Here is a 24,157-nt window from a genome sequence, read left to right as displayed (position 1 = left end):
CATGGACATCACGGTCGTCGTCCCGACCTACAAGCGGCCCGACGATCTGCGGCGTTGCCTGGCGGCTCTGAAGGCGCAGACCCTGCCCGCGGCACGCGTCAACGTGGTCCGGCGCGACACCGACGCCGCGACGGCCGACCTGCTCGCCGGCTACGATCCCGCGGGGCTCGCGTTGAGGGTCCATGTCGTGGGCGAGCCGGGCGTCGTCGCGGCGCTGAACGTCGGACTGGAGAACGCGGTCGGCGACATCGTCGCCATGACCGACGACGACGCGGCTCCACACCCGGACTGGCTGGAGCGTCTGGCCGCGGCGTTCGCGGACGACGCTCGCACCGGTGGCGTCGGCGGGCGCGACCGCATCTTCCAGGGCGCGCGCGCCGACGACTGGCCGCCGCAGACGCGCGTCGGAGTGAGCACGTGGTACGGCCGGACATACGGGAACCACAACTGCGGCACGGGCCCGGCGCGCGAGGTCGAGGCGCTGAAGGGCGTGTGCATGGCGTTCCGCCGGTCGGCGATCGGCGCGCTGCGATTCGACCGGCGCCTGCGCGGATCCGGAGCGCAGGTAGCCAACGAATACCTGTTCGGTGGCGCGATCCGCGCCGCGGGCTGGAAACTGGTCTACGATCCCGCGATTCTCGTCGACCACTATCCATCGATCCGGCCGGACTCGGACCAGCGCGACCAGATCGACAAGGGCGCGCTGCGCGACCTCGTGCACAACGCCACGCTGGGCTACGTCGAGTATCTTCCGCGCCGCCGATCCTGGGCCATCATCGCCTACCAGCTTCTCTGGGGCAGCCGGATGGCGCCGGGGCTCGCCGCGGCGATCGTGTACGCCCTGCGCCGCGATCCCTGGGCGCTCTATGGCTTCCGCGAGGTCGTCGCCGGCACTTTCGCCGGCATCGCCGCCTACTGGCGTACGCGCGGCCAAGACACGGCGCCGAGGCGCGCGCGGCCGCGCCTCTGACGGGCCGACGCCGGCTTCCGCGGGAATCAGGCGCCGCCGGCGGCGACCGGCGGCGGCGCCGGTGAAGGCGCCGCGGGCGCCGCCGTCTCGGCTTGCTCGGCGGCGCGACCCGCCGCGTAGGACAGCCCGATGACGACGCCCACATGCAGGAACAGGATCCGGTGGTCGTTGAGCGAACCGGAGGCGAGCGCGCTCAACGCGTAGAGCACGCTTGTGAACACGGCGATGTCGGCCGCGAAGGTCCGCAACCGCAGCGCCGTCCGGAAGTGGCCCCAGACGGCGCGGACACCCCACAGGAACAGCGCCAAGCCGACGACGCCGAGCTCGCACAGGATCTCGAGGACGATGTTGTGCGGATAGTCGCGGGGCAGGTTCGTGAGCAGGGAGGGGTATCCGCCGATGCCGATGCCGAAGACCGGCGAGCGCGACCAGCCGTCGATCGCCGCGGCGTGCAGCTCCTGCCGGCCGCTGGTGCCGGCGAAATACACGCCCTCCTCGAGCTTGCCGAGCAGCCGCTCGATGGCGCGCAGATCGTCGAAGCCGAGCGCGGCCTCCAGGAGGGACACGGTGACCAGCGCGACGCCGGCCAGCGCGAACGCCGTCGCCATCGTCAGGAACGCGAAGTGCCGGCCCGAGGCGCGCAGCCGCAGCGTCCACACCGCCACGATCGCGACGGCCACGATGGCGACTCCGACGGTCACCTGGGTCGATCCCGTGACGAGGATGAGATAGTACCCGCCCGCCGCGAGCAGCGGGCTGGCGCCGCGAGCACCGGGCCGAGGCGCAGCGTCAGCACCGCGACCATCGCGGCGACGATCATCTTGCCGACGTAGAGCCCGAACTGGATGTACGACACGCCCTGCACGACGCCGATCGCGACGCCGGTCTCGGTGATGACCTCCTCCGTCGCGACCACGTGGCCGACGAGGTAGGGCAGCAGCGCCACCACGATCGCGCCGTAGGCGAGGAACAGGTAGGCGCCGGCGCGCGGCGCGGCCGCCGTGACCACCGCGGCCCCGACAAGCGGCACGACGCACCCGGCGGTGAAGTCGAGGATCTTGAACACCGGAAAGCCGATCTGCGGCCCGAACACCCGCACGAACGCGTCCGGCAGCTCGACGAAATAGCCGTCGCTCCATGTCGCGCTCAGCGCCATGTAGGCGACGAAGGCGGCGAGCGGCGGCGCGACGACGCGCAGCCCGCCGAGCGTCGAGGGGCGCGCAAGCGCCGCCACCACGCCGAGCGCGCCGAGTCCGGCCGCGGCGACGAGCACGAAGTCGAAGTTCAGGCCGGCCGCCTGCAGGGTGCCCTTCAGGACGGCGTTGAGCTCGAGGATCAGGGCCAGCGCGACGAACGACCACGCGAGGATGCGTCCGCCGTTGGTGGCCGGCTCCTCCGCGGCGACCATCGCGCGCGCCTCAGAAACGCCGCGCGACGCCGCCGAGAGACCCCATCACCCGGCGCGCCGCGGCGTGCAGGGCCAGACCGTTGGGATACTCCAGCGACGACCGCGGCGGGGCGGCCATGTACGCGTCGAACTCGGCCCGCGTCATGCCCAGCTTCTTGCGCACGTACTCGGTCTCCTCCTCCAGCGCCTCCGGCCGGTAGAGCGGTTCGTTCAGTGCCGCCAACGCGGCGTCCCGCGTCATCTGGCCAGACGCGATCAGCGAGGAGAAATGCGGCTTGCGCTTATCGAAGCCGAACTTGTGCGGCAGGATATGGCACTGGAAGAAGCGCGTGAACACGGACTCCCCGTGCTTGAAGCGGTAGGGCCGCCAGCCCAGCTCGCGCTCCGCCAGCGCCATCGCGGCGGGCTTGTCGTACTCGACGTAGTCGAGGATCGGTATCGCCTTGATCCGGCGCAGCAGCGCGCGCCGCGCGAACTTCGCGGCGCCCAGCCGCGGATAGGTGCGCAGCGGCACCGAGCCGAACCGGGCGTGCACGGCCTCGAGGAACCGGAGGTCCTTGTTGCTGTGCAGCCACGCCGCCGGCATGATTCCCTCGGTGGCGGTGTTGCTGCCGGTGAGGATGAACCGCACGCCGCGCGCCGCCGCCACGTCCATCAGCAGCGCCAGGATGGCGTGGTCCGTCGGCATCTCGAGGTTCGACGTGTGCGACTTGAAGAACGACAGCTGGAGGTCCCGGAACTCCTCCCAGTCGACCACGTGCGTGTGGAGGTCGATGTCGAGCGCCTTGACGATCCGTTCGATGTTGTGGACCGCGAGCTCGTCGTTCCAGCCGTTGTCGAAATGCACAGCCAGCGGCCGCAGGCCGAACTCCCGCCGCGCCAGCCACGCGACGTGCGTGCTGTCGACGCCGCCGCTGACGCCGATCACGCAGTCGTAGTCGCGGCCGCGGCCCTCGGCCTTCATCAGCTCCACGAGCCGCGCGCGGTCCGCCTCGCGGGTCGCCGCGCCGGCCGCCCGCGCGGCCATCGCCGCCTCCATCGCGCGGCAATGGTTGCAGACGCCGTCGGAGTCGAACGTGATGTCCGGGTCCGACGTGTCCATCACGCAGCGCGCGCATCCGGTAGCCGGGACGGCTCAACTCGGATCGGAAGGCGCTGGTCGCCGGCATGGTCCTTGGAAGGCTCCGTGGCGCGCCGGACGGGACGCGGCGCGGCCTTTGGACTAGCGACGGCGCAGGAGGGCGTCAAGCCGGCGCCGCCGGCGGTCACGGCGCGACGATGGCGTCGAGCTCGTCCTGGGTCGGAAAGTTGATCAGCACCGCGCGGTGGCGCCCCTGGAACACGAACATCGCGCCGGCGGCGACAGCCGAGGCGCCGCCCTCGCGGATCGCCGCGCGCAGATCCGCGGGACCGCCCGCGCCGCCCATCGCGATGACGGGGATGTCGACCGCGCCGGCCACGGCCGCCGTCAGCTCAAGGTCGACGCCTGACATGGTGCCGTCGCGGTCGACGGCGCCGACCACGAGTTCTCCCGCGCCGGCGGCTTGCATCTCGCGCGCGAACGTCGCTGGGTCGATGGTCCGGGGCTTGCGGCCGGCGTGCGACCAGACCCGGCCGCGCCGCAGGAAATCGCGCCGGACGTCGATCGAGACCACGACGGACTGCGAGCCGATGGCGTCGGCGATGCGGCCGACGGTCGATGGATCGTCGAGCGCCGCGCTGTTGAGGCAGACCTTCTCGACGCCGATCCGCAGCAGGCGGCGCGCCTGTTCCACCGTCGAGACGCCGCCGCCGTAGCAGATCGGCACGAAGCATTCGGAGACGATGTCGGTCAACCGGTCGAAATCGGGCCCGGCCCCCGAGCGCGTCGCCTCGATGTCGAACAGCGCCAGCTCGTCGATCGGCCGGTCGTTGAAGATGCGCACGGCGTTGATCGGGTCGCCGATGTAGCGGTGGTCGGCGAACTTGACGCCCTTCACGAGCTGGCCGCGGCGCAGCAGCAGGCATGGCAGCACGCGCGCGCGCAGCATGTCAGGCCGCCTCCGCGAAGCCGCGCAGCAGCGCGAGGCCGAATTCGCGGCTCTTCTCGGGATGGAACTGCACGCCGTGGATATTGCCGCGGCCGACGATCGAGGCGAAGGCGACGCCATGGGTCGTCGTCGCCACGATGTCGGCGGGGTCGTCGCACTCCACGGCGTAAGCGTGGGCGAAATAGAACTTCCAACGCGGCTCGTGGCGCGCGAGCAGCGGCGACGCGCCCGAAGGATCGATCGTGTTCCATCCCATATGCGGCACGCGCAGGCCGGTGCCCTCCAGGCGCGTCCGCAACGAGCGCGCGCGACCCTTGAGCCAGCCCAGCCCCGGCGCGTCGCCCTCGTCGCTGCCCTCCATCAGCATCTGCATGCCGACGCAGACGCCAAGCAGCGGCCGGCCGTCTCCCCGCGCGCGCGCCTCCACCGCCGGACGCAGCCCCGACGCGTCGAACGCGCGCATCACGTCGTCGAACGCGCCGATCCCCGGCAGGATCAGCCGGTCGGCGGCCGCAATCTCCTCCGGCGAGGCGACCAACGCGGCGGCGATTCCGGCCTTGCGCAGCATGTTGCGGATCGAACCGACGTTACCGATCCCGTAGTCGACGATGCCGACGGTCATCCCGGCGCCTCCCGGCGCGCGGCCCGGCCCAGCAGCCCGGACGCGCGCGCGTACCACAGGAGGCCGGCGCCGTAGACCGCGAGCGCCATCGCCACCGCGGCGAGCGGGTCGACGATCCCGCGCGCGGCCCAGGCGACGGCGGGCACGAGCAACGCAGCGAGCGTGGCCTCGACGGCCACGCGTGACGCCGCCCAGGCGCCGAACCCGACGACGATCCCGGTCGCCAGCAGCCAGGTCACCGCCTGCAGCGCCATCGCCACCGACCACGCCAGCGCGACCCCGGCGCCGTCCCCGGCAAGGCCAAGCCCGGCCACCAGCGCGAGGAGGGCCGCGACGTTGCACGCCAGGTTCAAGCGCAGCTGGGTCCGCTGGCGGCCCGCGACGTCGAAGGCGCGCTCCACCACGGTCGTCAGTGCCATCAGCAGCGCGGCGACCGAGACCGGGCCGGCGTAGCGGCCGGCCTCCCGCCACGGCTCGCCCAGCGGGGCGGCGAAGATCGCCGGGCCGAAGGCGACGAGAACGCCGACGCCCGGCGCGAGAACGAGCGCGACGCCGCGCAGTATCGCGAGCACGGTGGCGCGCAGCGGCCGCAGGTCCGAGCCGGCGGCGGCCAGTTCCGGAAACAGCGCCTGCCCGACCGATTGCGCCACGGTGACCAGCGGCGCGTAGGTCAGCCGCCAGGCCAGATTGAGCCCGCCGACGAAGGCCGCCGGGGTCGACGCGACCAGGAGCACGGTCGAACCCTGCGCGAAGATCTGGCCGATAAACGAGTTCGGCGCCGACAGGCCGGGCATGGCGGCGTGGCGCGCCGCGACGGCGCGCAGATCGCGGACGCCCGAGGTGGACGCGGCGCGGCGCAACGGCGCGAGCAAGGGGTAGCCGAAAGCGACCGCGGCGACGACATGCGCGAACACGGTGCCGATGATCAGGCCGTCGCCGCCCGCGCCCGTACCGGCGAGGCCGATCTGGAACGCGCCGAGCAGCGCCGCCAGACCGAGCCGGCTGGCCGCCACGTAGGCGAAGCGGCGCTGGCGCAACCGCCACGCGGCGGCGGTCTGGATCGCGGCCGACGCCAAAACGACGGCGGGCAATCCGTAGACGGCGCCGCGCGGCAGCGCCGACATCGCGCCGCCGCCCCAGAGGATCAGCGCGCCGGCCGCCGCAGCGGTCACCAGCGCCCCGGCGAGTGCGACCAACAGGGTGACCGCGACCAGGCGCGCGCTGTCGTCGTCGTCGCGTTCGACGACCACGGCGATGTCGTAGCGCAGGCCGCCGAGCACGCCGACCAGCGACGCCGCCGCCATGAACGCCGCCCAGGCGCCGAACGCCGCCGGATCGTACAGCCGCGCCAGCGCCAGCATGGACAGGAGTCCGATGCCCTGGGCGACGGCGCTCGAGACGGCGAGCGTCGCGGCGCCGCCGGCGACGCGCCGGAGGTCCACGGCGCCGCGCGGGTCGCCGGAATCGGTGCTCATCGCGGTTCCATGCGCGGTCCGGCGATCAGCCGGTCGTCGTCAGGCGGACCAGCGCGTCCTGCATCCGCTGGAACTCGGCCTGCGGCCGCGCCGGATTGCCGACCACGGTCTCGCGCGCCGCGACCGGCTTCACGACCGCCGCGCCCATGCCGACCGTCGCCCATTCGCCGACCGAGAGCTGGTTGCGGACCGACGCCGCCGGGCTCACCCACGCGTAGTCGCCGATCCGCACGCCGCCACAGATGATGCACATCGCCAGCACGACGCTATGGGCGCCGAGGCGGACGTTGTGGCTGATATGCGCCAGATTGTCGATCCGCGCGCCGCGTCCGACGACGGTGTCGTCGAGCGTGCCGCGGTCGATGCAGACGTTGGCGCCGATATTGGCGCCGTCCTCGACGACCACGCCGCCGAAATGCGGGAAATTCTCGAGCGCGCCGTCGGCGTTGCGCTCGAAGCCGAAGCCGTCGGCGCCGATCACGGTGCCCGAATCGACGACCACGTCGGCGCCGATACGGACGCCCTCGTAGAGCGTGACGTTGGGATGGATGGTCGTGCGCGCGCCGACAGCGCAGTTCGGCCCGATGACACTGTGCGCGCCGACGAAAGCCGTGGCGTCGACCCGCGCCGACGGATCGACGATCGCCGTCGGATGCACACCGCGCGGCGCCGTCCGCGGGAAGAGCCGGGTCAGAATCCGGATGAACGAGAGGCGGGGGTTGTCGACGGCGATCACCACCGCCGCCACGTCGATCCGCGCCGACGGATCGTCCGGCACGATGATCGCCGCGGCCCGCGAGGCGTGCAGATCCGCAGCCAAGCCCTCGCCCGCGCGGCGGCAGAACGTCAGGGCACCCGGTCCGGCGGACCTCAGCGACTCGACGGTGCTCAGCGGCCTCGCCAGGTCGCCGCGCGTCCAGCGCACGTCGGCGCCGAGCAGATCGACGACCCCACCGGCCGTCACCGCCACCGAGATCCGACCATCCTTGTCCCGCATCTGGAGACCGCCTCCTCGACCGCGCGTCCGGGTCGCGGCGATCCTATCCCATCCACGCCCGGCCGGCGACCCGGCGCGCCCGCGTCAGCGCAATGCGGCGGCGTCAGCGCAATATCGCGTCGTAGAGGCGCCGTAGATTCGCCCGCGCGTGGTCCCAGTTGAGCTCGTCGAGGAAGGCGCGCCGGCCGGCGTCGCTCATCGTCTGCAGGCGCGCGGTGTCGTCGAGCAGGTCGAGGACGACCCTCGCGATATCGGCCGGCGACTCCTGGTCGGCGACGGCGCCGCAGCGCAGGCGCTCGACCAGCGCCACCGCGTTCGGCAGCCCCGCGCCGGTCACCGTCGGCGTGCCGACGCAGATGTAGTCCAGCAGCTTGGTCGGATACTCGCCCTCGAGATAGGCCGGTGTCGGCTTGTAGAGGCACAGGCCGAGGCGGCAGGCCGAGATCGCATCGAGCATCTCGCGCTGCTGCAGGAAGCTGACGTACTCGACCCCGGCGGCGGCCATGCGTTCCCGCAGGCGGGCGGCGTCGACATCCTCGGCGATCCGGCCGCCTACGACGACGCGGCAATCCGGGCGGGCGGCGCGGACCAGGACGAACGCCTCCACCATCTCGACGGCGGCGCGGTCCGCCGTGACGCTGCCGAAATAGCAGATGGCGGGCGCCCGTTCCGCGATCGGCGGCGCGCCGATCTCCAACGCCAGGTCCTTCGACATGAAGTTGCGCACGACGGCGCCGCGGCGCGGCGCGATCTTGTCGAGGATCGGCTGGCTGGCCGCGACGACGCCGTCCAGCCATCGCGCCGCCAGCCCTTCCAGCGCCACGACGCCGGCCCGCGCCAGCCAGCGGAGGGGCGCCGGAATCCACGTCTTGCCGGCGATATTGTCGCGGTAGGCCTCGTGCGCGTCGTAGACGATCCGCCGCCCGGACAGGCGCAACGCCAGCATCCACGGCAGCAGGTCCGGGTCGTGGAAATGGACCAGATCGTAGCGGTCCGCGCGGATCGCGCGGAGGATGTCGAAGGGGCGGCGCAGAAACCGCGCCATGCGGCCGGCACGCGGCGGCAGGGCGATCAGGCGGACGCCGTCCAACGACGGCGGCACCGTGGAGTCCGGAGGCGCCGCGGCGGCGACGGTCACCTCGTGGCCGTCGGCCGCCAGCGAGCGCGCCATCCGGTAGAATATCCGCGTATCGAGCAGGTGGTGCGCCGAGGAGACGTGGATCACACGCGCCATTGTCCGAAGCCACCACGATCGCCGCGCCCGGGCGCACGATACAGGAACGTAGGCGCGCCCGCCATCGCGCGGCCGGGGGCGCGCCTTTACTTGCGATTCCCGCGTCGCTATTGAAAGCGACACGGCACCGGGAAATGGCGACGCCCATGGAATTCAGCCCCGAAGGCTACCGTCGCGTCATCGCGGCGGCGCTGCGCGCCGGATACGCGTTCGCGCGACTCGACGAAGGGCCGGCGGCGGACGCGCCGACGCTGTTCCTGCGGCACGACGTCGACATGTCGCCGCGCATGGCCGTGGTCCTCGGCGGGATCGAGGCCGCCGCCGGCGCGCGCGCCAGCTACTTCTTCCAGCTCGACGCCGACACCTACAACGGTCTGGCGGCGTCCACGCGCGACGCCATCCGGGCGCTGCGGGCGCAGGGCCACTGCGTCGGCCTGCACATCGATCAGACGACCCACGGCGCCGGCGAGGGCGACATCGCCGCGACTCTGGACTGGTTCGGCCGCTGCGTGACGCCGATCGACCGCGTTGTCAGCTTCCACCGGCCGTCGCCGGACGTGCTGGGGCGGCGTTTCGATTCGTTCGTCAGCGGCTACCAGCCCGGTCTGTTCGACCCGTCGGGCTACGCTTCGGACTCGCGGCGCGATCCCGGCTTCTGGCCCAGGCTGGAGGCCTTGTTCGCCGAGCGCCGGACGCCGATCCAGCTTCTCACGCATCCCGAATGGTGGTGCGGCGTGGCCGACGCCGACGCCGTGTGGTCCGAGCTCGAGGCGCGGCGCGCCAGCGAGCTGTCGAACTACATGGCGCGCAACTTCCCGTCCCTTTTCGGACGCTTGAGGCGAGACGACGAGGCGCGGTTCCGCGTCTGACCGCCGGCGCGGGCGGCGTCGATCGAGGCGATGGATGGGCGCGATCGGACGGCTCTCTCACGGCACTTCCGCCGGTCGCGTAGCCCGGATGGCGACGGCGGGGGCGATAGCGGCGTTCCTTGCCGTCGCGTCGTCCTGCGGATCCGCCATCGCGCTCGATCCGCCGCGCCCGATTTCCCAGGCCACCGTCTTCCCGCGGCACGGCGTGGTCCGCATCGACGTCGAGGCCACGGGCGCCGGGCGGGTCACCTACGACTGGGGCGGCGTCGTGCGCGGCGAGGCGGAGGTCGTCGACGGCCGCGCGTCGGTCGTGGTCGACGCCGAGGCCATCGCCGGCGGCAGCTACGTCCTCGCGCTGACCGCGCTGCGGGGCGGCGAAATGTCGCCGACGGCCATGCTCGACGTAGAGATCGGCGCGCCCCGGGATGCCGACCGGTTTCCCGTCCGGTGGTGGGGCCAGCTCGACGCCCGCGACGACGACGCATGGGACGCGATGGGCGTCACCGGCAGCTTCCTCGATGCGATCACCGACGCGCCAGCGACGGAACGACGGACCGGGATCCGGTCGCGCCTCGACGCCGCCGTCCGACGGGATCACGAACTCGGCCTGTATCTGAGCCCGACACTCGCGCCGCGATGGCGAGGCGGCGCGTCGCTGGACGTCTACGATCCGGCTGTGCGGGCGCACGCTCTGGACGTCGCGCGCGCGGCGCTATCGATCGCCGGCGACCACCCCGGCTTGCGCCACGTGCTCGTCAACGAGGAGATCGAGCCACGCTTCCACGACGGGCCGGCCCTGCGCGCCGCCGCCGAGGCCGCGAGGATCGACATCTCCAGCGCCATCGTCCGGCGGCTGATCATCGGCGATTTCGTATGGCGTCCGGTCGGTCCGCGCGAGGTCGTCGACGGCGCCGTTCCGGACGACGCGCCGCGCGCCCGGTTCGCGCGCTTCTGGTACGGCGGCAACGGCGGCGTCGCGGGCGTGAACGCCGGGATGGCCGGCGTCCTGCGCGCGGCGCGGCCGGACGTCGCCGTCTGGTCGGAGCCGTGGCGCCTCGCCGCCGTCCGGACGGGCGTCGGACTCGACCGGATCGCGACCTGGACCTACGGCTATCCCGACATCAAGCGGCTGTACTACGTCCGATATCTCCAGGCGTTGGCCCGGGGCACGGGTCTCGAGGTCCAGCAGACCATCACCTTGCTCAAGTACGCGCGCATGGTCGCGCCGACGACCGGCAGCCGCGCCGACCTTTCGCGGGACAAGGACGGCGGCGACCCGTTCTTCATCGCCGGACCGGACTACGCGACGCAGGCCGCGTGGCTGGTGTTCGCGCAGCGGCCGGACGCGATGGGCTTCTACGCGACCGATTCGCGCCCGGTGTCCGATCCGGCGCAGGCGAGCCCGAAGTACGCGCCGGAGACGTTCGCGGCGCTTGGCGAGGTGCTGACGCGCCTGGTGCGGCCATACGGGCCGGCGATTCGCGCCGCGCGACCGGCGCCGGCACGCGTGGCGGTCTACGCCTCGGCGACGGCGGAGTGGTTCGGCGCGGCATCGATGGGACGCGTCGTCGGTTACGACGCCGAGCAGACCCTGCCCTACGCCGCTCTGCTGGCGATGAACCACGTGCCGTTCGACGTGCTGCTGGACGAGGACGTCGCCGAGGGCCGCCTGGCCCGATACGACGTCATCGTGTTGCCGCGGGCGGCGGCCCTGCCGGCCGTGTCCCGTGAGGCGCTGGCGGCGGCGGTGGCCCGCGGCGCGCGGTTGATCGCGAACGCCCCGTTCCCCGCGCCGGCGCCGGGTACCATCGTCACGGCGATGACGTTCGACCACGAGGTCCAGGTCGACGGCGCGCTTCCCGTGTCCGAGCGCCTTGGCGCCGACGCGGCCCGGCGGATCGACGCCGCGCAGGCGACGCGGCTCGCGCCGCTGTTCGACCGATCCGTGAAGCAGGCCGAGGCCGACACGCCCCGAGCGCTGGTGGAGAGCCTCGCCGCCGGCCGCGCCATGATCCACGTCGTCGTCAACGACCATCGCGATTTCGGGCCGCGTTTCGGCGCCCACCGCCTGCATCTGGAGCGCGGCCTGCCGCTGCGGACGCGCGTATCGCTTCGTCTCGATGACCGGACGGCGGTCTACGATGCCCTGGCGCGGCGGCGTCTCGTGGTCGCTCCGGAGTCGGCCGGCTGGGGCGCGGTCGGTCTCGAACTCGCCGCGGCGCAGGGCGCGTTGCTGTTCGCTCTGCCGCGGCCGATCGGCGGCGTCGGCCTCGACACGCCGGGCGCCGGGCGTCGCGGAACGGCCGTGGACGTGGTGATCGTGGTCCGCGACGCCGATGGCGCCACGATCGAGGCCGACCTGCCGATCGAGATCGAGGTGACCGATCCCTCGGGCCGCCGCAACGCATGGAGCCGCTTCTCGACGACGCGGTCGGCGGACGCGGGCCGCGCCCGCTTCCGATTCACGCCTGCGTTCAACGAGCCGGCTGGACGCTGGACCGTGAAGGTCACCGACCTCGTCGCCGGCACGACGGCGACGCGCGGGATCGCTATCGCCGAGTGACCGGTGACGGCTACGCGGCGCCGAGCGCGGCGATCAACGTGTCGCAGATCCGGTCGGCGGTCTCGTCGTCCATGTAGGGATGCATCGGCAGACTCAGCACACGGCCGCACAGCGCCTCGCTGGTTGGCAGGGAGCCTTCGCCGCCGCCGTGGCGCAGATAGGCGCTCTGCAGATGCATCGGGCGGGGGTAGTAGACCATCGTCGGGATGCCGGCTTCCTTCAGCGCCGCCTGCACCCGGTCGCGGTCGTCGATCTGGATGGTGTACTGCGCCCACGCGTAGACGCACCCGTCGGGACGCGCCGGCACCTTCACATGGTTGCCGAGCCGCCGGTCGTAGCGCCGCGAAAGCCGCTCGCGCGCCGCGCGCTCCTCGTCGAGCAGCGCGAGCTTCGGGATGAGGACCGCCGCCTGGATCGTGTCGAGGCGGCCGTTCACGCCGACCCGCGCGACATCGTACTTCGATCTCCCCTGCCCGTGCGCGCGGATCGACCGCAGGATCTCCGCCGTGGCGTCGTCGTCGGTGAAGATCGCGCCGCCGTCGCCATAGCAGCCCAGCGGCTTGGCCGGAAAGAAGCTGGTCGCCGTCATCGGCGCGAGGGTGCCGACACGCCTCCCGCCGACCGCGCCGCCCATGCTCTGGGCGGCGTCCGCCAGCACCTCGACGCCGTGCCCGCCCGCCACCGCCTCGATCGCGGCGTAGGCACCGGGCAGACCGAACAGATCCACCACCACGACCATGCGCGGCTTCAGCGCGCCCGCACGCGCCGTCGCCGCAATTTGCCGGTCGAGATCGGCCGGATCGAGATTGAACGTATCGGGATCGACGTCGACGAACACCGGCGTCGCGCCGATCAGCAGGACGACCTCGGCGGTCGCGGTGTAGGTGAATCCCGGCAGGAACACCGCGTCCCCCGGGCCGACGCCGCGGGCCATCAAGGCGATCAACAGCGCGTCGGTGCCGCTCGACACGCCGACGCAGTGGCGCGCGCCGACGTGGTCGGCGCATTTCCGCTCGAACTCCGCGACCTCCGGCCCGTTGATGTACTGGCCGTGGTCGAGCACCTTGTGGATGCGCGCGTCGATGTCGGCCTTCAGCCGCGCGTACTGCGTCTTCAGGTCGACGAAGGGAATGGCGTCCATGGGCTCCGTCCCGGCGGATGCGGCGCGATCAGGCCGGCGCCAGCGCGCCGTCGACGAGCTTGTAGCGCGCGCCGGTGCGCGGGCAAACCAGATCGTCGCCCAGCCGCTCGCCGGCGGCGCCGACCCAGCCGATGAACCGCGCCGGATTGCCGACCACCAGCGCGTAGGCCGGCACGTCGCGCGTGACCACGGCGCCGGCGCCGACCATGGCATACTCCCCGATCGTGACGCCGCAGACCACGACGCAGTTGGCGCCCAGCGTGGCGCCGCGGCGCACCAGGGTCGGCGCAAACTCGTCCTTGCGCTCGATATGGGCGCGCGGCGTCAGCACGTTGGTGAACACCATGCTCGGCCCGCAGAACACGTCGGCCTCGAGGGTCACGCCCTTGTAGACGGAGACGTTGTTCTGGAGCTTGCAGCCGTCGCCGATCGTCACGTCGGGGCCGATCATGCCGTTCTGCCCGACGACCACGCGCGCGCCGATGCGGCTTCCGGAAAGCACGTGGCTGTAGTGCCAGATCTTCGTCCCCGGCCCGATCTCGGCGCCTGCGTCGACCACCGCGGTCGGATGCGCGTAGTAGGTGGCGGCCGCGGCCGTCCGTTCAGGCGACAAGTTCACAGCGACGCCTCCCGAATCCATCGAGCGCTGGGCCGCGTCCAGCGTCTCGAGCACCGCGATGCCCTCGCGCCCGTCGGTCAGCGGCCGGCCGCGGTCCGCGACGCGGCCGAGGAAATGCGCGATCTCCGCCGCGAGCGGCTCGGCGTGGTCGACCGGCACGGGCTCGCCCTCGGCCTTGCGCGCCTCCGGCCGGCCGTCCTTCCAGTCGACGCCGTGGCGATAGCGCATCAGCTTGCGCTCCCAAGCCTCGGTGTCGTCGAACACCAGCATCCCGGTCTCGCCGACCACGACCAGCTTCTGCTCCTTGAACGGATGCAGCCACGAGACGAACACGTGCGCCCGCAGGCCGTCGGGAAAGGCGAGCTGGGTCATTGTGTGGTCGGCGACGTTCGGATGCAGGTCGCGCTTGCCGACGCAGCTCACCGAGTCCGGCCGTTCGCCGGCCAGCGCCAGGATCATCGAGAGGTCGTGCGGCGCGAAGCTCCACAGCACGTTCTCCTCGACCCGCACCTTCCCGATGTTCAGACGGTTGGAATAGACGTAGCGCAGCCGGCCGAGATCGCCCGCGCGCACCACCTGGAGCAGGCGCTGGAACACGGGGTGGTAGCGCAGCAGATGTCCGACCATCAGGACGCGACCGCCTGCCTCCGCGAGCTCGGCGACCGCCGTCGCGTCGGCGACGGACAGCGCCAGCGGCTTCTCCACGAAGGCGTCGCGACCTGCGCGCAACGCGGCCGTCGCGATCTCGGCGTGGGTCTCGGCCGGCGACGCGATCAACACGGCCTTGACGCGGTCGTCGCGCCACAACGCCGCGATGTCGTCGGTGAAATCGACTCCGAAGCCGCGCGCCAGCGCCTCGGCCTGGGGATTGCCCTTGTCGCAGATCACGCTCAGCGCGCCCATTCCATGGGCGACGCGGGCGAGGTTCCTGCCCCAGTAGCCGCAGCCGATCAACGCCAGCATGCGCGCCCCCCGCATCGGCCGTGGTCGGCGCGGCCGCGGCCGTCGTCCACCGAGATCGGTCGAGACATCGCCGTCACAGCCCGTCGCGTCCGGCCAACCAGCGCGCGACGTCGAGCTCGAACGGATCGTCGATATTGACGATCGCCCCCTCGGTCGGCACGCCGACGCAGTCCTCCTCGACGATGTGCCGATTGTCGACCAGCGTGCGCCGCCGCGCGGCGTAGCAGTAGCCCGTGCGGTACCAGTACGCCGGTATCGTCTGGCGGTTCTTGTGGGCGGCGCCGTCCGGCGCGTTGAACGACAAGACGCCGGCATCGTCGCGCCGCAGGATCTTCTGGGGCGTGAAGTGGCCGGGCACCCGCGCCACGGTGCACGCCGCCGCCCGGCCGCCCTCGACCATGGCCCGCATCGTCGCCTCGACGTCGGCGGGCGTCCGGAACGGACTGGTCGGCTGCAGATACACCGACGCCCCGAACCGCATGCCGTAGTGGCGCTCGGCCTCGAGCCAAGCGTGCGCCCATGCGTCCTGCGCCGTCGATTCGTCCGTCGCGAGCGCCGCCGGACGGAGGAACGGCGCGTCGAGGCCGTGGCGGCGCGCCTCCTCCACGAAATCCGGATCGTCGGTCGAGATCACGGCGTGGTCGATCCACGGCAGCGCCTTCACGACGCGCGCGGCGCGGGCGATCAGCGACTGGCCGCCGACCTCCGCGATGTTCTTGCGTGGCACGCCCTTGCTGCCGCCCCGCGCGGGGACGACCGCCAGCACCGTCAAGCCCTCCCACGCCATCAGCCGCTCCGGATCCGCCCCACCGCAGGCACCTTCTGCCTGAAAAACCGCTCAACGGAAACGATCCAGAAACGGTCCGAGGTGGGCAGACCAGACCGGCACGCCATCCGCGGCCCCGAACAACGAGTGCCCGTCCCTGCCGAACGCCGGCAAAAGCCGGTAGTCGACGTTCCCGCCGGCGGCGCGGTACGCATCGGCCATACGCCGGCTCAGCCCCGGATCGAAGTACGTGTCGTTGACGGTGTATATCCACAGGGTCGGCACGCGGGCGGTCCGTCCGTACGCGGCCGCGCCGGCGACCAGCTTGTCGGGCGAGCAGTTCACATTTGCGACGTCGCCTCGGCGTCCGCCACGTCCACCGGCGAAATTGACGATCGCCGGGATGTCCGCTGGATTGCGGCTGGCGACCGCCAGCGACCCCCAGCCGCCGGCGGACTGGCCCACGACGATGGTCCCCGGCGTCCGCACGAAAGGCTGGGCGCGCATGTAGGCGACCGCCGCCTCGATGTCGCGCGCGGCTTCGAGCCCGGCGCGGTGGAAATCGGCGTTTTCGCAATGCCCGTACGACTCGTTCCAGCGCCCGCCGGTCTCGCCGTAGCCGCGCCGCAACGGAACCACCACGACGCAGCCGCGGCGCACGAACCAGCCCGCGGCCGCCGAGAAGCGCGGCACGGGCATCGTCGCGTTGCCCGAGACCCGCGAGCCGTGGTTGACGACGACCAGCGGAGCGGGCGCCCCGCCGGGCGGTCTGAACACGGTCGCCCGCATCGAGCGTCCCGAGCCGTCGGTGGTCGGAATATGCCAGCGCTGTTCGCGCAGCTCCCCGCGCTCGGCGTCCTGAGGTCCGTCACCCCGCGCATAGGCCGCCACCGCCGGCCACGCCATCGCGCCGATCAGCGTTCTGCGACGTCCAAGTGAGACCACGACTATACGACGCTCCAAACAGCCCGCGCCGATGTTGCGCCATGGCGGTGCAGGTTGCTAGCGTTGCGGCATGACCCTCACCGCCGAGTTCGACTCCACGCTGTCCGCCTCCGCGCGCGACGCCATCGCCCGCGCGGCGACGTTCGCCGCGGCGCACGTGGCGCCCAACGCCAAGAGCTGGGAGTACGAGCGCAGACAGCCGGTCGAGACGCTGCGCGCCGCCTGCGCCGCGGGCCTGCACACGCTTGAGCTCGATCCGCGCCATGGCGGCCAGGGGCTGCCGTTCTCCTGCAAGATGCGCGCGGTCGAGGAGATCTCGCGCCACGACATGGGTTTCGCGTTCTCGTTGATCAACCACCACAACGCGCTGACCCGGTTCGCGCGCGACGGGCAGCCGTCGATCGTCGCGCGCCTGCTGCCGCGCATGCTGACCGGCGAGGTCATCGGCTGCGCCGGCCTCACCGAACCCTGGGTCGGCAGCGATTTCGCGTCGATCCGGACCTCGGCGCGCCGCGTCGACGGCGGCTGGCGGATCGACGGCGCCAAGGCGTGGATCACCAACGCCGCCAATTGCGGCATGAGCCAGATCTACGCGCAGACGGACCCGTCGCTCGGCCACCGCGGCATCGCCTGCTTCGTTGTCGAGGCCGACCGGCCGGGTTTCGTCCGCGAACCGGCTTTCGAGCTGCATGGCGGACACGCCATCGGCGCCGGCGGCTTCCGCCTAGAGGGCTACGTCGCGCCGGAAGACGCGTTGATCGCCCCACCCGGCCAGGCGTTCAAGATGGCGCTCGCGGGGATCAACGGCGCGCGCACCTATGTCGCGGCGATGTGCTGCGGCATGCTCGAGGCCTCGATCGCGACCGCCGTGAAGTATGGCGCCGGGCGGCCGCTGTTCGGCGGCAAGGTGATGGATTTCCAGGGCCAGCGCTGGTCGATGGTCGACGCGCTCAACGACTTGGAGGCGATGCGGCTGCTGACCTACCGGGCGGCGCGGCTGATCGATGCCGGCGCCGACGCCCAGGAGGCGGCGGCGCACGCCAAGAAGTTCGCCGGCGACAGGACGGTCGCCCACATCGCTGCCTGCGTGCAGGCGATGGGCGCCAACGGCCTGCGCGCCGACTATCCGCTGATGCGCCACCTCTCCTGCGCCAAGATCGCCTGCTACACCGACGGCTCGACCGAGATCCAGAACGAACGCCTCGGCCAGGTGCTGATGGCGCGGTTCGGCGTCTGATGGGCGCCGCCACCGTCCTGCGCACGATCGACATGCACACCGGCGGCGAGCCTACGCGCATCGTCGTCGAAGGCTGGCCGACCCTCGCGAGCCCCACCCTGATGGGCAAGCGGCGCGAGGTACGGGAGAGCCACGACCACCTTCGCAAGGCGCTGATGCTGGAGCCGCGCGGCCACGCCGGCATGTACGGCGCCATCCTCGTCGAGCCCGACGATCCGGAAGCGGATCTCGCCGTGCTGTTCACGCACAACGACGGCTACAGCACGATGTGCGGCCACGCCACGCTCGCGCTCGCGCGCTGGGCCGTCGACACCGGCCGCGTGGCGCCCGTCGAGCCGGTGACGGTCGTGCGCCTGCAATGCCCCTGCGGGCTGGTCACCGCGCATGTCGAGGTCCGCGACGGCCGCGCCGGGCGCGCCCGGTTCGAGAGCGTGCCGGCCTTCGCCTTCGCGCTCGACGCCATCGTGCCGACCCGCACCTGGGGTCCCCTGACCGTCGACATCGGCTACGGCGGAGCGTTCTACGCCATCGCCGACGTCGGGACGATCGGGCTGGACGTGCGCACGTCGCCGCTGCGCCATCTCGTCGACGCCGGCGAGGAGATCGCCGAGGCGGCGCGCGCCAACATCCGCCTGGAACACCCCGACGACGCCGCGCTCGCGTTCATCTATGGCGCCATCCTGACCGATGGCGGCGTCGGCGCGCTGGGACCGGGCGGCTGGCCCGGTCCCAGCCGCAACGTCTGCGTGTTCGCGGGACGGCAGGTCGACCGCAGCCCCACCGGCAGCGGCGTCACGGCCCGTCTCGCGGTGCAGGTGGCGCGCCGCCAGAGCGCGGTCGGCGACGTCTGCGTCTACGAGAGCGTCACCGGCGCCCGCTTCGAGGGCCGCGTGCTGCGCGACACCAAGGCGGGACGCCATCGCGCCGTCGTCGTGGAGGTGGCCGGCGAGGCCTACTACACGGGCGAGAGCGTGTTCCGCTTCGAGGCCGACGATCCGCTCAAATGGGGCTTCTCGCTGGAATAGCGCCGCCCGCGAGCGCTCATGCGGGTGGCGCGCCGGCGATGTGGTTGGTGACGCTCCAGCCGCCGTCCACCGTCAGCACGTGGCCGTTGATGAACTCGGCCTGGTCCGAGCATAGGAAGTTGATCGCGTTGGCGATGTCCTCCGGCTGGCCGGTCCGGGTATAGGGCGTGGTGTCGATCATCAGGGCCTTGAAGCGCGGACTGTCGCGCACCCGGTCCCGCGTCATCCCCGTCTCGATCACCCCCGGCGCGACGGCGTTGACGCGGATGCCCAGCGGCCCGTAGTCGGCCGCCATCTGGTGCGTGATGCCGATCACGGCGGCTTTGCTCGCCGAGTAGGACGACGATCCCGGATACCCGAGGATGCCGTAGATCGAGGCGACATGGACGATGCTGCCGCGGCCGGGCTTCAGGATCCGCAGCGATTCGCGGGCGTAGCGGAACACGCTGCGCACATTGACGTTCATGAACCGGTCGAAATCGGCGTCCTCGGTCTCATGCATCGGCTTGGCGCCGCCGATCCCGGCGTTCGTCACGACCCAATCGAGCCCCCCGAACTCGGCCACCGCGAGATCGACCGCCTGGCGCGGCGCGTCGTCGGCGGTGACGTCCTGTACCAGCGTCCGCATCCGGGCGGGCGAATCGACCTGACGCGCGGTCTCGGCCAGCCCGACGGCGTTGAGATCGGTCGCCACGACGGAGGCGCCGGCGGCGAGGAAGCGCAGCGCCGTCGCACGCCCGATGCCGGAACCCGCGCCGGTCACCAACGCGACATATCCTTGCGTCATCACGCCCTCCGTTGACACATTCCACCGCGCACGCGGCCGCAGGCCGGCAGCGCCGCAATACGCTTCCGTCGTATCCTCGTGACGGCGGCGAATCCAGCGCCGGACGGCGTCGCTCGCTTGCCTCCGCCGGAACCGCTCTGTATAACCCCGCGTCCTTTCGGGCGGCCTGGCGTACAGGGCATGCCATGGCGGTCCCGAGACATCCCGCCGACGGTTCGTCGGCGGCGCCTTCACAGGCGCCAAGACTTTGATACGAGGATGAAAATGCCCAAACTGAAGACCAAGAGCGGCGCCAAGAAGCGCTTCCGGCTCACGGCCACGGGTAAGGTGAAGCTTCCCGTCGCCGGCAAACGTCACGGCATGAGCAAACGCGGCAACCGCTTCCTGCGGCAGGCCACCGGCACGGTGATCGCCTCCCACGGTGACGAGGTGAAGATCAAGCGTTTCTTTCTGCCCAACGCCCGCTGACGGAGAGCGAAAGCCATGGCCCGCGTCAAACGGGGCGTCACCGCGCACGCCCGTCACAAGAAGGTCCTCAAGCTCGCCAAGGGCTACCGGGGCCGCGCCAAGAACACGTTCCGGACCGCCATCGAGAAGGTCGAGAAGGGCCTTCAATACGCGTACCGCGACCGGCGCGTCAAAAAGCGGAATTTCCGCGCGCTCTGGATCCAGCGCATCAACGCCGCCGTGCGCGAGCACGGCCTGACCTATTCGCAGTTCATGAACGGCGTCGCCAAGGCCGGCATCGAGGTCGACCGCAAGGTCATGGCCGACATCGCCGCGCAGGACACGGCGTCGTTCAAGGCGTTGGTCGACCAGGCCCGCGCCGCTCTGAAGTAGTCCGGCCGTCCGGCGGAGACGCCGGCGGACGTGCATATCGATCGAGGGGAGCGCGGGCCACCGCGCTCCCTTTTTCGCATGCGACGACGCCACTTGCGGCGCCGGGAGGGACGGTGATGGACGAGTTGTCGGTCATCCGGGACGAGACGCTGGCGGCGATCGCGGCCGCCGCGGACCCACGCGCGCTCGACGCGGTGCGCGTCGCCGCGCTGGGCAAGAGCGGGCGCGTCACCGGCCAGATGAAGACCCTGGGCGCCCTGCCGCCGGACCAGCGCAAATCGTTCGGCGCCACCATCAACGCGCTGCGCGACGAGATCGAGTCGGCGCTGGCAGCGCGCAAGACCACGCTCGACGGCGCGGCCTTGACCGCCCGCCTAGAGGCCGAACGCATCGACGTCAGCCTGCCGGCCCGACCGGAACGCGCGGGCTCGCTGCACCCGATCGGCCAGACCATCGACGAGATCTGCGCGATCTTCGGCGAGATGGGCTTCGTGTGGGCCGAGGGCCCGGACATCGAGGACGACTGGCACAATTTCACGGCGCTCAACATCCCGCCGGACCATCCCGCGCGCCAGATGCAGGACACGTTCTACCTGCCGCCGCGCGCCGACGGCACGCCGACCGTGCTCCGCACGCACACCTCGCCCGTCCAGGCCCGCACCATGCTCGACAAGGGCGTGCAGAAATCGCTGGCCGAGGGCAAATCGCTGCGCGTCATCGTGCCGGGCCGCACCTTCCGCGTCGACAGCGACCAGACCCACACGCCGATGTTCCACCAGGTCGAGGGGCTGGTGATCGACCGCGCCACGCACATGGGCCATCTCAAGGGCTGCCTGCGCGATTTCTGCCGCGCGTTCTTCGAGGTCGACGACGTGCCGATCCGCTTCCGGCCGTCCTACTTCCCGTTCACAGAGCCGTCGGCCGAGGTCGACATCGGATGCTCCTGGAAAGGCGGCGAGCTGCGCATCGGCGCGGGCGATTCGTGGCTCGAGATCCTCGGCAGCGGCATGGTGCACCCCAACGTGCTGCGCAACTGCGGCATCGACCCCGATATCTACCAGGGCTTCGCCTTCGGCATGGGCATCGAGCGCGTGGCGATGCTGAAGTACGGGATCCCGGATCTGCGAACCTTCTACGATTCGGATCTGCGCTGGCTGCGCCACTACGGCTTCTCGGCGCTCGACGTCCCGAGTCTGACGGGAGGGCTCAGCCGATGAAGTTCACGCTGTCCTGGTTGCGCGAGCACCTCGAGACCGGCGCGACGGTCGACGAGCTGCGCCAGCGCCTGACCATGCTCGGCCTCGAGGTCGAAGGCGTCGACGACCGCGCGGCGAAGCTCGACGGCTTCATCACCGCCCACGTGGTCGAGGCGATCCAGCATCCCAACGCCGACAAGCTGCGCGTCTGCAAGGTCGACACCGGCAAGGGGATCGTCCAGGTCGTGTGCGGCGCGCCCAACGCGCGCACGGGCATGAAGGGCGTGTTCGCGCCGCCGGGCACGCATATCCCCGGCACCGGGCTCGATCTCAAGCCGGGCAAGATCCGGGGCGAGGCCAGCGACGGCATGCTGTGCTCGGAGCGCGAACTCCAGCTCAGCGACTCGCACGACGGCATCATCGACCTACCGGCCGACACCCCGATCGGTTTGCCCGCGGCGTCGGTCCTCGGGCTCGACGACCCCGTGTTCGAGATCAAGGTGACGCCAAACCGTGGCGACGCGCTGGGCGTGCTCGGCGTGGCGCGCGATCTCGAGGCGGCCGGCGTCGGCCGCCGCAAGGCGCCGGATTTCGCGAAGGTGCCCGGCACCTACGCCAGCCCGATCCGATGGACGCACGACGGCGGCGAAGCGGCGCTCAAGAGCTGCCCGATCGTGGTCGGCCGCCATTTCCGCGGCGTGCGCAACGGCCCCAGCCCGGCCTGGCTGCAGAAGCGGCTGCGCGACATCGGCCTGCGGCCGATCTCGGCGCTGGTCGACATCACCAACCTCGCCACGTTCGACCTCGGGCGGCCGCTGCACGTGTTCGACGCCGGCAAGCTGGCGGGCGATCTCGTCATGCGCCGCGCGCGGGCGGGCGAATCGATCGTGGCGCTCGACGGGCGGACCTACGAACTCGACGGGTCCATCGCCGTGATCGCCGATGCGAAGGCCGTGCACGGCATCGGCGGCGTCATGGGCGGCGAGGAGACCGGCGTCTCCGAGGCGACCACGGAGGTGTTCCTCGAGGTCGCCTATTTCGATCCGATCTCCGTGGCCGCCACCGGCCGCCGGCTCGGCATCAACTCCGACGCCCGCTACCGCTTCGAGCGCGGCATCGATCCCGACTCGGTGTGGTGGGGCGCCGAGGTGGCCGCGCGCCTGATCCTCCAGCTCTGCGGCGGCGAAGCCAGCGAGCTGGTGTCGAGCGGCGCGATGCCCGCGTGGCAGCGCGAGTACACGCTTCGCCCCGACCGCGTCCGCACGCTCGCCGGCATCGATGTGCCCGCGGCGGCGCAGAAGGACATCCTCGCGAAGCTGGGGTTCACCGTGGGCGGCGGCGGCGGACCGTGGACGGTGGCGGTGCCGTCATGGCGGCCGGACATCGTCGGCGAGGCCGATCTGGTCGAGGAAATCGTACGCGTCCACGGCTATGACGGCCTCGATGCCGTCTCGATGCCGCGCGACTCCTCGGTGTCGCGGCCGGTGCGCACGACCGAGCAGCGGCGCGTGCCCTTCGCGCGGCGCGCGCTGGCGGCGCGCGGACTGACGGAGGCGATGAGCTGGTCGTTCATGGACGAGGCGCTGGCCGGCGCGTTCGGTGGCGTCGGGCCCGACCTGAAGCTGTTGAACCCGATCGCCTCCGACCTCGCCGTCATGCGTCCGTCGATCCTGCCCAACCTGCTGCAGGCCTGCGGCCGCAACGACGCGCGCGGCCTGCGCGATCCGGCGTTGTTCGAGGTCGGCCCCCAGTACAAGGACGCCACGCCGACCGGCCAGCGATGGGTCGCGGCCGGCGTGCGCTACGGCCGGGGCGCGCCGCGCCACTGGTCCGGCGCCGAGCGTGGCGTCGACGCCTTCGACGTCAAGGCCGACGCGCTGGCGGCGCTCGCGGCGATCGGCGCGCCGGTCGACAACCTCGTCACCCAGACCAAGGCGCCGGGCTGGTACCATCCCGGCCGCTCCGGCGCGCTGGTGCTGGGCGACCGGCCGCTCGCGTACTTCGGCGAGGTCCACCCCGACGTCCTCGCGCGGCTCGACCTGCGCGGCCCGGCGGCGGCGTTCGAGGTGTTCCTCGACGCGGCGCCTCCGGTGCGGGCCAAGGCGACGAAGACGCGACCGGCCTTGAAGCTATCGCCGTTCCAGCCGGTCGAACGCGATTTCGCCTTCGTCGTCGACGCCGGCGTCGCGTCGGAGAACCTTGCGCGCGCCGCGCGCGCCGCCGACCGGGCGATGATCACGGCGGCGCAGGTGTTCGACGTCTACGCCGGCAAAGGCGTCGCCGACGGCCGCAAGTCGGTGGCCCTGTCGGTCGTCATCCAGCCGGTCGAGAAGACCCTGACCGACGCCGAGATCGAGGCGATCTGCGCCAAGGTCGTGGCGCAGATCGCGAAGCAGACGGGTGGAACGCTACGCGGCTGACCATGTCGGCGCCCGGTCGTCGCCTTTGGCCGGCACCGGGACCGCCGTCG

The 24,157-nt window shown here is 71.8% G+C and carries 22 protein-coding genes; 9 read left to right on the top strand and 13 right to left on the bottom strand.

What is annotated here, in order from left to right; genetic code table 11:
- Position 1: 1 nt before the first annotated feature.
- On the top strand, positions 2–970 hold the full coding sequence (locus IPK81_16285; protein ID QQS11143.1) for a glycosyltransferase family 2 protein: 969 nt from the start codon (positions 2–4) through the stop codon (positions 968–970).
- Between the two features lie 26 nt (positions 971–996).
- On the opposite strand, the gene IPK81_16280 is transcribed toward IPK81_16285, so the two are convergent.
- The 8 genes from IPK81_16280 to IPK81_16245 form a co-directional block, all read right to left on the bottom strand.
- The gene (locus IPK81_16280) at positions 997–1,671 is read right to left on the bottom strand and encodes an O-antigen ligase family protein (GenBank protein ID QQS11142.1); all 675 of its coding nucleotides are present in this window, start codon (positions 1,669–1,671) and stop codon (positions 997–999) included.
- Positions 1,668–2,378, bottom strand: a complete 711-nt coding sequence (locus tag IPK81_16275) for a hypothetical protein (protein QQS11141.1) — start codon at positions 2,376–2,378, stop codon at positions 1,668–1,670. The genes IPK81_16280 and IPK81_16275 overlap by 4 nt, the downstream gene beginning before the upstream one ends.
- Positions 2,379–2,388: 10 nt before the next feature.
- A complete protein-coding gene (locus IPK81_16270; GenBank protein ID QQS11140.1) occupies positions 2,389–3,480 on the bottom strand; it encodes an N-acetyl sugar amidotransferase in 1,092 nt (363 codons plus the stop codon).
- A gap of 163 nt (positions 3,481–3,643) precedes the next feature.
- Positions 3,644–4,408: an imidazole glycerol phosphate synthase subunit HisF gene (gene hisF / locus IPK81_16265; GenBank protein QQS11139.1), complete on the bottom strand. Its 765-nt coding sequence runs from the start codon at positions 4,406–4,408 to the stop codon at positions 3,644–3,646.
- A 1-nt stretch (position 4,409) separates the two neighbouring features.
- A complete protein-coding gene (gene hisH / locus IPK81_16260) occupies positions 4,410–5,030 on the bottom strand; it encodes an imidazole glycerol phosphate synthase subunit HisH (protein QQS11138.1) in 621 nt (206 codons plus the stop codon).
- Complete coding sequence (locus IPK81_16255) at positions 5,027–6,505, bottom strand: oligosaccharide flippase family protein (GenBank protein ID QQS11137.1); 1,479 nt, start codon at positions 6,503–6,505, stop codon at positions 5,027–5,029. The genes hisH and IPK81_16255 overlap by 4 nt, the downstream gene beginning before the upstream one ends.
- A gap of 25 nt (positions 6,506–6,530) precedes the next feature.
- The gene (locus IPK81_16250) at positions 6,531–7,502 is read right to left on the bottom strand and encodes a hypothetical protein (protein QQS11136.1); all 972 of its coding nucleotides are present in this window, start codon (positions 7,500–7,502) and stop codon (positions 6,531–6,533) included.
- Positions 7,503–7,605: 103 nt separating this feature from the next.
- A complete protein-coding gene (locus IPK81_16245) occupies positions 7,606–8,736 on the bottom strand; it encodes a glycosyltransferase family 4 protein (GenBank protein ID QQS11135.1) in 1,131 nt (376 codons plus the stop codon).
- Positions 8,737–8,882: 146 nt separating this feature from the next.
- On the opposite strand from IPK81_16245, the gene IPK81_16240 reads away from it, so the two are divergent.
- Positions 8,883–9,605: a hypothetical protein gene (locus IPK81_16240; protein QQS11134.1), complete on the top strand. Its 723-nt coding sequence runs from the start codon at positions 8,883–8,885 to the stop codon at positions 9,603–9,605.
- A 205-nt stretch (positions 9,606–9,810) separates the two neighbouring features.
- Positions 9,811–12,168 carry a hypothetical protein gene (locus IPK81_16235; GenBank protein QQS11133.1) on the top strand — a complete coding sequence of 786 codons (2,358 nt, stop codon included), beginning with the start codon at positions 9,811–9,813 and terminating at the stop codon, positions 12,166–12,168.
- Between the two features lie 10 nt (positions 12,169–12,178).
- Here IPK81_16235 and IPK81_16230 read toward each other — a convergent pair whose 3' ends face one another.
- From IPK81_16230 to IPK81_16215, 4 genes are read right to left on the bottom strand one after another with little or no spacing between them, the layout of a single operon-like run.
- Entirely contained in the window at positions 12,179–13,309 is a 1,131-nt protein-coding gene (locus IPK81_16230) for a DegT/DnrJ/EryC1/StrS family aminotransferase (protein QQS11132.1), read from the bottom strand.
- Between the two features lie 28 nt (positions 13,310–13,337).
- Positions 13,338–14,906, bottom strand: a complete 1,569-nt coding sequence (locus IPK81_16225) for a Gfo/Idh/MocA family oxidoreductase (GenBank protein QQS11131.1) — start codon at positions 14,904–14,906, stop codon at positions 13,338–13,340.
- A gap of 58 nt (positions 14,907–14,964) precedes the next feature.
- On the bottom strand, positions 14,965–15,678 hold the full coding sequence (locus tag IPK81_16220; GenBank protein QQS11130.1) for an acylneuraminate cytidylyltransferase family protein: 714 nt from the start codon (positions 15,676–15,678) through the stop codon (positions 14,965–14,967).
- Positions 15,679–15,729: 51 nt separating this feature from the next.
- Positions 15,730–16,563, bottom strand: coding sequence for a prolyl oligopeptidase family serine peptidase (locus IPK81_16215; protein QQS11129.1), 834 nt, complete (start codon positions 16,561–16,563; stop codon positions 15,730–15,732).
- A 109-nt stretch (positions 16,564–16,672) separates the two neighbouring features.
- On the opposite strand from IPK81_16215, the gene IPK81_16210 reads away from it, so the two are divergent.
- Entirely contained in the window at positions 16,673–17,839 is a 1,167-nt protein-coding gene (locus IPK81_16210; protein ID QQS11128.1) for an acyl-CoA dehydrogenase family protein, read from the top strand.
- 32 nt (positions 17,840–17,871) lie between these two features.
- Positions 17,872–18,864: a proline racemase family protein gene (locus IPK81_16205; GenBank protein QQS15149.1), complete on the top strand. Its 993-nt coding sequence runs from the start codon at positions 17,872–17,874 to the stop codon at positions 18,862–18,864.
- Positions 18,865–18,880: 16 nt separating this feature from the next.
- On the opposite strand, the gene IPK81_16200 is transcribed toward IPK81_16205, so the two are convergent.
- On the bottom strand, positions 18,881–19,651 hold the full coding sequence (locus IPK81_16200) for a glucose 1-dehydrogenase (protein QQS11127.1): 771 nt from the start codon (positions 19,649–19,651) through the stop codon (positions 18,881–18,883).
- A gap of 264 nt (positions 19,652–19,915) precedes the next feature.
- Between IPK81_16200 and rpmI the strand changes: the two genes are divergently transcribed.
- The 4 genes from rpmI (at position 19,916) to IPK81_16180 (ending at position 24,107) form a co-directional block, all read left to right on the top strand.
- The gene (gene rpmI, locus IPK81_16195; protein ID QQS11126.1) at positions 19,916–20,119 is read left to right on the top strand and encodes a 50S ribosomal protein L35; all 204 of its coding nucleotides are present in this window, start codon (positions 19,916–19,918) and stop codon (positions 20,117–20,119) included.
- A 15-nt stretch (positions 20,120–20,134) separates the two neighbouring features.
- On the top strand, positions 20,135–20,491 hold the full coding sequence (gene rplT, locus IPK81_16190; GenBank protein ID QQS11125.1) for a 50S ribosomal protein L20: 357 nt from the start codon (positions 20,135–20,137) through the stop codon (positions 20,489–20,491).
- Between the two features lie 116 nt (positions 20,492–20,607).
- The gene (pheS, locus tag IPK81_16185; protein ID QQS11124.1) at positions 20,608–21,708 is read left to right on the top strand and encodes a phenylalanine--tRNA ligase subunit alpha; all 1,101 of its coding nucleotides are present in this window, start codon (positions 20,608–20,610) and stop codon (positions 21,706–21,708) included.
- Positions 21,705–24,107: a phenylalanine--tRNA ligase subunit beta gene (locus tag IPK81_16180; protein ID QQS11123.1), complete on the top strand. Its 2,403-nt coding sequence runs from the start codon at positions 21,705–21,707 to the stop codon at positions 24,105–24,107. The genes pheS and IPK81_16180 overlap by 4 nt, the downstream gene beginning before the upstream one ends.
- Positions 24,108–24,157 lie beyond the last annotated feature (50 nt).

It is taken from the genome of Rhodospirillales bacterium (genome assembly GCA_016699855.1).
Classification (GTDB): domain Bacteria; phylum Pseudomonadota; class Alphaproteobacteria; order Reyranellales; family Reyranellaceae.
This window is presented reverse-complemented; position numbering and strand designations above follow the sequence as displayed.

What these genes read in the sequence shown, in the direction of transcription:
- IPK81_16250 (QQS11136.1), bottom strand. Translation starts at nt 7,502, where the DNA reads ATGCGGGACAAGGATGGTCGGATCTCGGTGGCGGTGACGGCCGGTGGG.
- hisH (QQS11138.1), bottom strand. Translation starts at nt 5,030, where the DNA reads ATGACCGTCGGCATCGTCGACTACGGGATCGGTAACGTCGGTTCGATC.
- IPK81_16225 (QQS11131.1), bottom strand. Translation starts at nt 14,906, where the DNA reads ATGCGGGGGGCGCGCATGCTGGCGTTGATCGGCTGCGGCTACTGGGGC.
- IPK81_16270 (QQS11140.1), bottom strand. Translation starts at nt 3,480, where the DNA reads ATGGACACGTCGGACCCGGACATCACGTTCGACTCCGACGGCGTCTGC.
- IPK81_16180 (QQS11123.1), top strand. Translation starts at nt 21,705, where the DNA reads ATGAAGTTCACGCTGTCCTGGTTGCGCGAGCACCTCGAGACCGGCGCG.
- rplT (QQS11125.1), top strand. Translation starts at nt 20,135, where the DNA reads ATGGCCCGCGTCAAACGGGGCGTCACCGCGCACGCCCGTCACAAGAAG.
- IPK81_16220 (QQS11130.1), bottom strand. Translation starts at nt 15,678, where the DNA reads ATGGCGTGGGAGGGCTTGACGGTGCTGGCGGTCGTCCCCGCGCGGGGC.
- IPK81_16275 (QQS11141.1), bottom strand. Translation starts at nt 2,378, where the DNA reads ATGGTCGCCGCGGAGGAGCCGGCCACCAACGGCGGACGCATCCTCGCG.
- IPK81_16200 (QQS11127.1), bottom strand. Translation starts at nt 19,651, where the DNA reads ATGACGCAAGGATATGTCGCGTTGGTGACCGGCGCGGGTTCCGGCATC.
- IPK81_16240 (QQS11134.1), top strand. Translation starts at nt 8,883, where the DNA reads ATGGAATTCAGCCCCGAAGGCTACCGTCGCGTCATCGCGGCGGCGCTG.
- hisF (QQS11139.1), bottom strand. Translation starts at nt 4,408, where the DNA reads ATGCTGCGCGCGCGCGTGCTGCCATGCCTGCTGCTGCGCCGCGGCCAG.
- IPK81_16210 (QQS11128.1), top strand. Translation starts at nt 16,673, where the DNA reads ATGACCCTCACCGCCGAGTTCGACTCCACGCTGTCCGCCTCCGCGCGC.
- IPK81_16230 (QQS11132.1), bottom strand. Translation starts at nt 13,309, where the DNA reads ATGGACGCCATTCCCTTCGTCGACCTGAAGACGCAGTACGCGCGGCTG.
- rpmI (QQS11126.1), top strand. Translation starts at nt 19,916, where the DNA reads ATGCCCAAACTGAAGACCAAGAGCGGCGCCAAGAAGCGCTTCCGGCTC.
- IPK81_16255 (QQS11137.1), bottom strand. Translation starts at nt 6,505, where the DNA reads ATGAGCACCGATTCCGGCGACCCGCGCGGCGCCGTGGACCTCCGGCGC.
- IPK81_16215 (QQS11129.1), bottom strand. Translation starts at nt 16,563, where the DNA reads ATGGCGTGGCCGGCGGTGGCGGCCTATGCGCGGGGTGACGGACCTCAG.
- IPK81_16205 (QQS15149.1), top strand. Translation starts at nt 17,872, where the DNA reads ATGCACACCGGCGGCGAGCCTACGCGCATCGTCGTCGAAGGCTGGCCG.
- IPK81_16285 (QQS11143.1), top strand. Translation starts at nt 2, where the DNA reads ATGGACATCACGGTCGTCGTCCCGACCTACAAGCGGCCCGACGATCTG.
- IPK81_16245 (QQS11135.1), bottom strand. Translation starts at nt 8,736, where the DNA reads ATGGCGCGTGTGATCCACGTCTCCTCGGCGCACCACCTGCTCGATACG.
- pheS (QQS11124.1), top strand. Translation starts at nt 20,608, where the DNA reads ATGGACGAGTTGTCGGTCATCCGGGACGAGACGCTGGCGGCGATCGCG.